The sequence below is a fragment of the Alcanivorax sp. HI0044 genome (genome assembly GCF_001634945.1).
The window spans coordinates 1-6,750 of sequence record NZ_LWEZ01001233.1 but is presented as its reverse complement, the minus strand read 5'-3'; the positions used below and the strand labels follow the sequence as shown (position 1 = coordinate 6,750).

The 6,750-nt window shown below is 56.8% G+C and carries 9 protein-coding genes; 4 read left to right on the top strand and 5 right to left on the bottom strand.

Features of this window, described 5'->3' with window-relative positions:
* Together A3730_RS17465 and A3730_RS17460 are read right to left on the bottom strand one after the other, a co-directional pair.
* On the bottom strand, positions 1-746 hold a 746-nt coding region (locus A3730_RS17465), incomplete at its 3' end, for an enoyl-CoA hydratase/isomerase family protein (protein ID WP_197477510.1).
* Between the two features lie 29 nt (positions 747-775).
* Positions 776-1,987 carry an acetyl-CoA C-acetyltransferase gene (locus A3730_RS17460; protein ID WP_063519926.1) on the bottom strand — a complete coding sequence of 404 codons (1,212 nt, stop codon included), beginning with the start codon at positions 1,985-1,987 and terminating at the stop codon, positions 776-778.
* A gap of 244 nt (positions 1,988-2,231) precedes the next feature.
* On the opposite strand from A3730_RS17460, the gene A3730_RS17455 reads away from it, so the two are divergent.
* A complete protein-coding gene (locus A3730_RS17455; protein ID WP_063519927.1) occupies positions 2,232-2,987 on the top strand; it encodes a glutathione S-transferase N-terminal domain-containing protein in 756 nt (251 codons plus the stop codon).
* Positions 2,988-3,145: 158 nt separating this feature from the next.
* Positions 3,146-3,304, top strand: a complete 159-nt coding sequence (locus A3730_RS30480; protein ID WP_156496967.1) for a hypothetical protein — start codon at positions 3,146-3,148, stop codon at positions 3,302-3,304.
* Positions 3,305-3,425: 121 nt separating this feature from the next.
* Here A3730_RS30480 and A3730_RS30475 read toward each other — a convergent pair whose 3' ends face one another.
* Positions 3,426-3,746: a hypothetical protein gene (locus tag A3730_RS30475; protein ID WP_156496968.1), complete on the bottom strand. Its 321-nt coding sequence runs from the start codon at positions 3,744-3,746 to the stop codon at positions 3,426-3,428.
* Positions 3,747-3,841: 95 nt separating this feature from the next.
* Between A3730_RS30475 and smrA the strand changes: the two genes are divergently transcribed.
* Positions 3,842-4,435, top strand: coding sequence for a DNA endonuclease SmrA (gene smrA / locus A3730_RS17450; RefSeq protein WP_063519928.1), 594 nt, complete (start codon positions 3,842-3,844; stop codon positions 4,433-4,435).
* Positions 4,436-4,503: 68 nt separating this feature from the next.
* On the opposite strand, the gene sthA is transcribed toward smrA, so the two are convergent.
* Entirely contained in the window at positions 4,504-5,901 is a 1,398-nt protein-coding gene (sthA, locus tag A3730_RS17445; RefSeq protein WP_063518886.1) for a Si-specific NAD(P)(+) transhydrogenase, read from the bottom strand.
* A 93-nt stretch (positions 5,902-5,994) separates the two neighbouring features.
* On the opposite strand from sthA, the gene A3730_RS17440 reads away from it, so the two are divergent.
* Positions 5,995-6,285: a hypothetical protein gene (locus tag A3730_RS17440; protein WP_063518887.1), complete on the top strand. Its 291-nt coding sequence runs from the start codon at positions 5,995-5,997 to the stop codon at positions 6,283-6,285.
* Here A3730_RS17440 and A3730_RS31795 read toward each other — a convergent pair.
* Positions 6,250-6,750: MYXO-CTERM sorting domain-containing protein (locus tag A3730_RS31795; RefSeq protein WP_197477509.1), on the bottom strand; the 501-nt coding region annotated here is incomplete at its 5' end. The genes A3730_RS17440 and A3730_RS31795 overlap by 36 nt on opposite strands.

Genomic DNA, 6,750 nt, shown 5'->3' with positions numbered 1-6,750 from the left:
TTGACCTGCTTCTTCAGGTTAGCCGGGAACGCCGGCAAGTTAACGGCAAATTTCGGGTTCTTCGGATCACCGCCCGGAATTTTGTAACCCTTCTGGTCCCAGGGCTGCATGGCCTTGGGGTTCGCCTTGATCCACTCACGGGCCTTGGCCATCATCTCATCGCGATCGGCTACCAGCTCATCAATCAGGCCGATTTTTTGTGCCTTGTCAGCCTTCATGCGCTGACCCTGCATCAGTACCTTCATCAGGCCGTCCTGAATACCCAGCATACGCACGATGCGAGTCACGCCCCCACCACCGGGCAGCAGACCCAGAGACACTTCCGGCAGACCAAACTGGGCGGATTTGTCATTGATGGCAACACGGTGATGACAGGCCAGAGCAATTTCCAGACCGCCACCCAAGGCTGTGCCATTCATGGCAGCAACCACCGGTTTACCCAGCGTTTCCATGATCCGTAGCTGACGCTTGATCTCGGTCACGCCGGCGAGAAATTGCGGACCATCTTCCTTGCGGGCCTTGAGCAGATCACGCAGATCGCCACCTGCGAAAAAAGTTTTCTTGGCAGAGGTGATAATCACCCCGGCAATCTCATCTTTCTCTTTTTCCAGACGCTCGACCACCGCCGCCATGGACTTGCCGTACAGCTCGTTCATGGTGTTGGCGGACTGGTTGGGATCGTCCATGGTCAAAACGACGATATTGTCCGCGTCTTTTTCCCAACGAATTGCAGTTTGTTCACTCATATCTTTACTCCGAAATCGTTCGACGCGGCTTACAGACGCTCGATGATGGTGGCGATACCCATGCCACCGCCCACACACAAGGTGCACAATGCGAACTTCTTGTCGCGGCGCTCGAGTTCATCCAGTGCGGTGCCCAAAATCATGGCACCTGTGGCACCCAGCGGGTGACCCATGGCGATGGAACCGCCATTCACGTTGGTGATGTCCGGGGTGATATCCATGTCCTTCATGAAACGCATGGCCACCGCCGCAAACGCTTCGTTGATTTCCCACAGATCAATATCGCTGGCTTTCAGGCCGGCTTTCGCCAGGGCCTTCTTCGCAGCCGGGCCCGGGCCTGTCAGCATGATGGTGGGGTCGGCACCACTGATCGCCGTGCAGACAATGCGGCCACGGGCTTTCATGCCGTAGTCCTTGCCCACTTGCTCGTTGCCGAGCACCACCAGAGAGGCGCCGTCTACGATCCCGGAGGAGTTACCGGCATGGTGGACGTGGTTAACCTTTTCCAGCCAGTGATACTTCTGCAGGGCAACCGCATCAAAACCGCCCATTTCGCCCATCATGGCAAAAGAGGGGTTCAGGCCTGCCAGGGCGTCGGCGGTAGTGCCGGCGCGAACGTGCTCGTCACGATCCAGAACCGTCATGCCGTTGAGGTCTTTCACCGGCACTACGGATTTCTCGAAATAGCCTTTTTCCCAGGCATTGGCTGCACGGGATTGGGATTCAGCGGCAAACTCGTCCACGTCACGACGGCTCCAGCCTTCGATGGTGGCGATCAGGTCCGCACCAATCCCCTGGGGAACAAAACCGGTCTTGTAGTTGGTAATCGGGTCCATTGCCCAGGCACCCCCGTCAGACCCCATGGGGATACGACTCATGGATTCCACACCACCGGCAAGAATCAGGTCATCCCAACCGGATGCCACTTTCTGGGCCCCGGTATTCACTGCTTCCAGGCCAGATGCGCAGAAACGGTTCAACTGATAACCCGCTACCGTATCCGGCAGCCCTGCGGCCAGGGCCGCCGTCTTGGCGATACAGGCACCCTGGTCGCCGACCGGGGTCACCACACCCAACAGCACATCATCAATGCGGTTGGTATCCATATTCGGAAAACGGTCTTTTACTTCATCGATCAGGCCTACTACGAGATCCAGCGGCTTAACCGTATGCAAAGAGCCATCTTTCTTGCCCCGACCACGGGGAGTACGGATGGCATCATAGATATAGGCTTCGGTCATGGAACCTTCCTCTTGCCTCAGGCATGTATCAGCGTTTGCTGACGGGTTATGAAGGGCTTGGGAGCCCGGTATAGGGTGGCAAGAGTGCCCCAGCCACCCCAATGTCTCAATGACATGAGTTAACAGCGCCGGTGAGCGGAACGGGCAAGGCTGCAAGTCATTGAAAAATATCATGTCGGTGCGGCCAATGAATGACCGTGCACCCGTGCTAAGGTCGCGGCAATTCGTTTCAGGAGTATCCGCCATGTCACACAGCACAGAAGTCTTCCGTTCCCTGCTGTCTTCCACGCTTCAACAGGGCCGGGGCATTGCCAGCAAAGGGCACAGCAACCGCCCGGAGGAGCCGCTGGAGCTCTACGACATGGAAGGCTGCCCCTTCTGCCGGCTGGTTCGCGAAGCGCTAACCGATCTGGATCTGGACGTGATGATGTTCCCCTGCCCCAAAGGCGGTGACCGGTACCGCCCCCTGGTAGAACGGCTGGGAGGTAAACAGCAGTTTCCCTATCTGATGGACCCCAACACCGGCGAAGCCCTGTATGAATCCGCCGCTATCATCGAGTATCTCTATCAGCAATACGGTGGCCGCCCTGCCCCTAAAAGCTGGCAACTTCGCTTGCGCACAGCCGCCGCAATGGCAGCGTCCGCCCCTCGTGGCAGCCGTGGTATCCGTTTCCTGGACAGTAGAGCGCCAGAAAAACCACTGGAACTGTATTCGTTCGAAGCCAGACCCTTTGCCCGCCTGGTTCGTGAACGTCTCACCGAGCTGCAGCTGCCCTACCTGCTTCGCCAGTGTGGCCGCGATCAATGGCAGGACTGGGTGCTGCCGGCAGTGCGCAAGCGCCTCGACATGGACTATGCTCCCAGCCAACGCAACCGGGTCGATCTGCTGGCCCGGGCCGGCAGAATCGCTGTCCCCTACCTGGTAGACCCGAATACCGGCATGGAACTGTTCGAATCCGAAGCCATTCTCGACTATCTGGACCAGACCTACGGCGACTGATCCCCGCACTACCTGGCAATGATGACGGGGCACCGATAAATGGTGCCCCTTGCCCCTTCTACACCCCACTTTTTAGTGCTATATATCCAATGGCAGGTTGCATTCGTGGCACCCGCAAAACGGCAAGTATCCTTTAACGTTGGAAAGAGAGTGGCACCATGAGTCGTCGCCAATTTGATGACTACGACCCGAATGAGTGGGAAGAAGAACACAAGCGTGCAGAGCGTGAGCGCCGCAAGCGAGACGCCAAGCGTCACAGACATGATGATGAGAAAGGAGAAGAAAGCCGGGAGCGCTCACGTCCACAGGCTTACTGATTACATCGCCTTCTGATCACCTTGGGCATTACCGGTTTTTCGAGGGTTGCCGAAAAGAGTTAGGGCCCGGTTACTGCTACGCCTTCCCGCTTTGCAGTAACCGCTGACCGCTCCTCCCCCGCTATTCTCCGTAACGGCTCACCAGCTTCGACAGCAGGGTTGCGGTCTGCTCGTCCGTTGCCAGACGAAACCCACCTCGCCAATGGCCATTGTCCAGATAGCTATGCCATAGCGGCTCCGCATGCACGTGCAACTCTCGCTGGCCAGACAGATTGAAGGGCAACTTCAGCACCATCGTTTGCAAGGTTTGTGGTGGTACGCCTTTGCCCGCCAGGCAAACGCCCTGATCTGTAATATTCAGAATATGGCCGATTGGCCGCTGATCGACGCACGCTCGCACATTGACGCGAAGCCTGGGCCGACTGAATCGTCGACGTTCCATCACACCCTTCCTTATCAGGGAGCCTGTTACTCCAAGTCTCCGCCGGCTTTGTGTACCATGCAAGTTAGTAAAAATGAATTTTGTGGAGCCGTTCCATGACCTCCTCCGACGACGATCTGTTTCGCCAGGAAATGGCCGATGTTACGCCGATAAAGCCGGACAACCGGGTGCAGGAACGTACGCCCCGTCGTGAACCCTCTATCCGTGAACAATTGCGTCGCGCCGCCGCCGTGGACGATCGCAGAGACCGCAACCCGCTGACCGTTCCCGAACACGTGCAAGCAGTCGGACCACTGGATATCGTCGGACTGAAAAAAGATGGCGTCCAGGAAGGGGTATATCGAAAATTGCGGCTGGGTAAATACGAGGCCCAGGATGTGCTGGACCTGCACCGGGTTCGACTGATGGATGCCCGCAACCTCGTCCAGCAGTTTCTGGAAAATGCCCATAACAACGGCATGCGTACCGTGCTAATCAGCCACGGCAAAGGACTGCACAGCGAACGCCCAGGCTTTCTGAAGAGCTATGTGATGCACTGGCTGGAAGAAAGTCATCTGGTGCTGGCCTTTCACAGCACCCCCGCCAATCGCGGCGGCAGCGGTGCTACCCAGGTGCTGGTACGTAAAAACAGCCAGGCCCGGCAGAAGAATCGCGAGTTCTTTATCGAAGCGGGCAAACAGCAACGCTGAATCACACCTGTGCCGGCCGAACAGACAGAACCGGAGGGATAAGCGCATTCCCTCCAGTCAGCGATACCCTATCGCTTAATCCGATTCAGCCCGTTGATTGCCGCCACCCGGTAAGCTTCGGCCATGGTTGGGTAGTTGAAGGTGGTATCAATAAAGTACTCCAGCGTGTTGTTTTCACCGGGTTGACGCATGATGGCCTGACCCACGTGGACAATCTCCATGGCTTGATAGCCAAAACAGTGGATACCCAACACCGCCAACGTCTCACGATGAAACAGAATTTTCAGCATGCCTACCCGCTCGCCAGTAATTTGCGCCCGGGCCAGGTTTTTGAAGAAGGCCTGCCCCACGTCATACGGCACTTTGGCTTCGGTCAATTCCTGCTCGGTCCGCCCAACGCTACTGATCCCGGGAATGGTATAAATGCCCGTGGGCACGTCTGTTACCTGGCGCACTTCGTCACCAGCAATGGCGGCGGCACAGAAACGCCCCTGATCGTAGGAGGCGCTGGCCAGTGATGGCCAGCCCACCACATCACCCACGGCATAGAGCGTGTCCATCTCAGTCTGATAGCGCTCATTGACCTTGAGCTGCCCACGACTGTTGGCTGCAACCCCCACATTTTCCAGGCCAATATTCTGGGTGTTCCCGGAACGGCCGTTACACCACAACAAGGCATCCGCGCGCAGTTTCTTGCCGGATTCCAGCTCCAGCGTTACGCCCTCGTCATCCGCCGTCACCCGTTTGTAGTGTTCACCCTGGCGAATGGTGCAGCCTTGCTCACGCAGGTGATAGCTGAGCGCATCGGAAATTTCCGTATCCAGAAAATCCAGCAAGTGCTCACGGGAGTTCACCAGGTCCACCCGGATGCCAAGCCCGGTGAAGATGCAGGCATACTCCGAGCCGATGACCCCGGCACCATAGACTAGGATATGCCGCGGCGTATGGTCCATGGTCAGGATAGTATCCGAGTCGTAGATGCGCGGATGAGAGAAGTCCACGTCATCCGGGTGGTAGGGACGTGATCCCGTAGCGACCAGAATATTGCGGGTTTTCAGCAAGTGCTGGCGGCCTGCATGGTCATCGACCCGCACTTCTTGCGGTGACAGAATCTCACCACGACCCCCGAACACGGTAACCCGGTTACGGACATAAAAGTCCGTTCGAACCTGCACCTGAGAGTCTATTACCTCGCGGGTGCGGGCAATCAGATCCTGCCAGCGGATTTCGCGGGGCTTGATGATGCCGCGTAGCAAGGGATTCCGCTGGGTACGAATCACCTGTCGCACCTGATGCCGCAACGCCTTGGAGGGAATCGTGCCCCAGTGGGTGCAGTTCCCGCCCAACGACGACTGATCCTCTACGATCGCCACCTTTAGATCTTTCTTGGCCGCCTGCATCGCCGCCGCTTCACCCGCAGGGCCACTACCAATCACCACAAGATCCCAACCGGCACTGATATCCATTCACCTCTCCTTTCTACTGTTACAGAGAGTATAGGGAGGTAGCGAGACAAGCACGAGTTGGACTAGAGTCGAAACACAGCAAGGAGGAAGATCATGGATGACCACAGCGGCAAAAAAACCTCACTGATTGCCCGCGGCAGCCGTAAATCCGGGCACTGGCTGATCACGCACCCCATGGGGGCACTACAGATTCTATTGGCGCTTTTGGCCATCATTATCGTTTTTCAGAACCTGGAACCCACCAGCATCGACATCCTGTTCTGGACCCTGGTGGACGTTCCCAAGCTTGTGTTGCTGATGGCCAGCATGCTGTTCGGGGCAGTGGTGTGGGAAACCCTGCGGCGGGTGCTACGCCGCCACTCGGCGACGCAGCAAAAGGATTAGCCCACCCAACATGGCCCAGCCAAGACTACCACCCGACCCGGCCGAGGTTTCGTCGTTGGGGTAAGTGATAGTGAAAGTGGCTTGTTTAGAGGTAACGTCACATTTATTGTCTTCGACTGTCACCGTAAATGTATCCTTGAAGGTATTGTAATTCCCTTCGGGGACATAGGTGATTTGCCCCGCCACATCCAGGAAAATCCCATAACCTACCGCGTTATGATTCTCATCCTTCTTGCTAAAACTGGGCTCTTTGACCAAGTTGACCTGATATCGCCTCTTCGGAGGAGAAATACCGTCCGACCACATTTCTTCCCAATCGACAACCTGACCCGGATCATCTGGGTCAGACATGCTTAGCGTGAATTCTACGGATTGGCCAGGGTCATTCAGACGCGAGAGGCTTTCCAGTTCCGGCGGTTTGTCGTTAATCGTTAACTCAACCGTAGCCCAGTCCGACGTATCTAC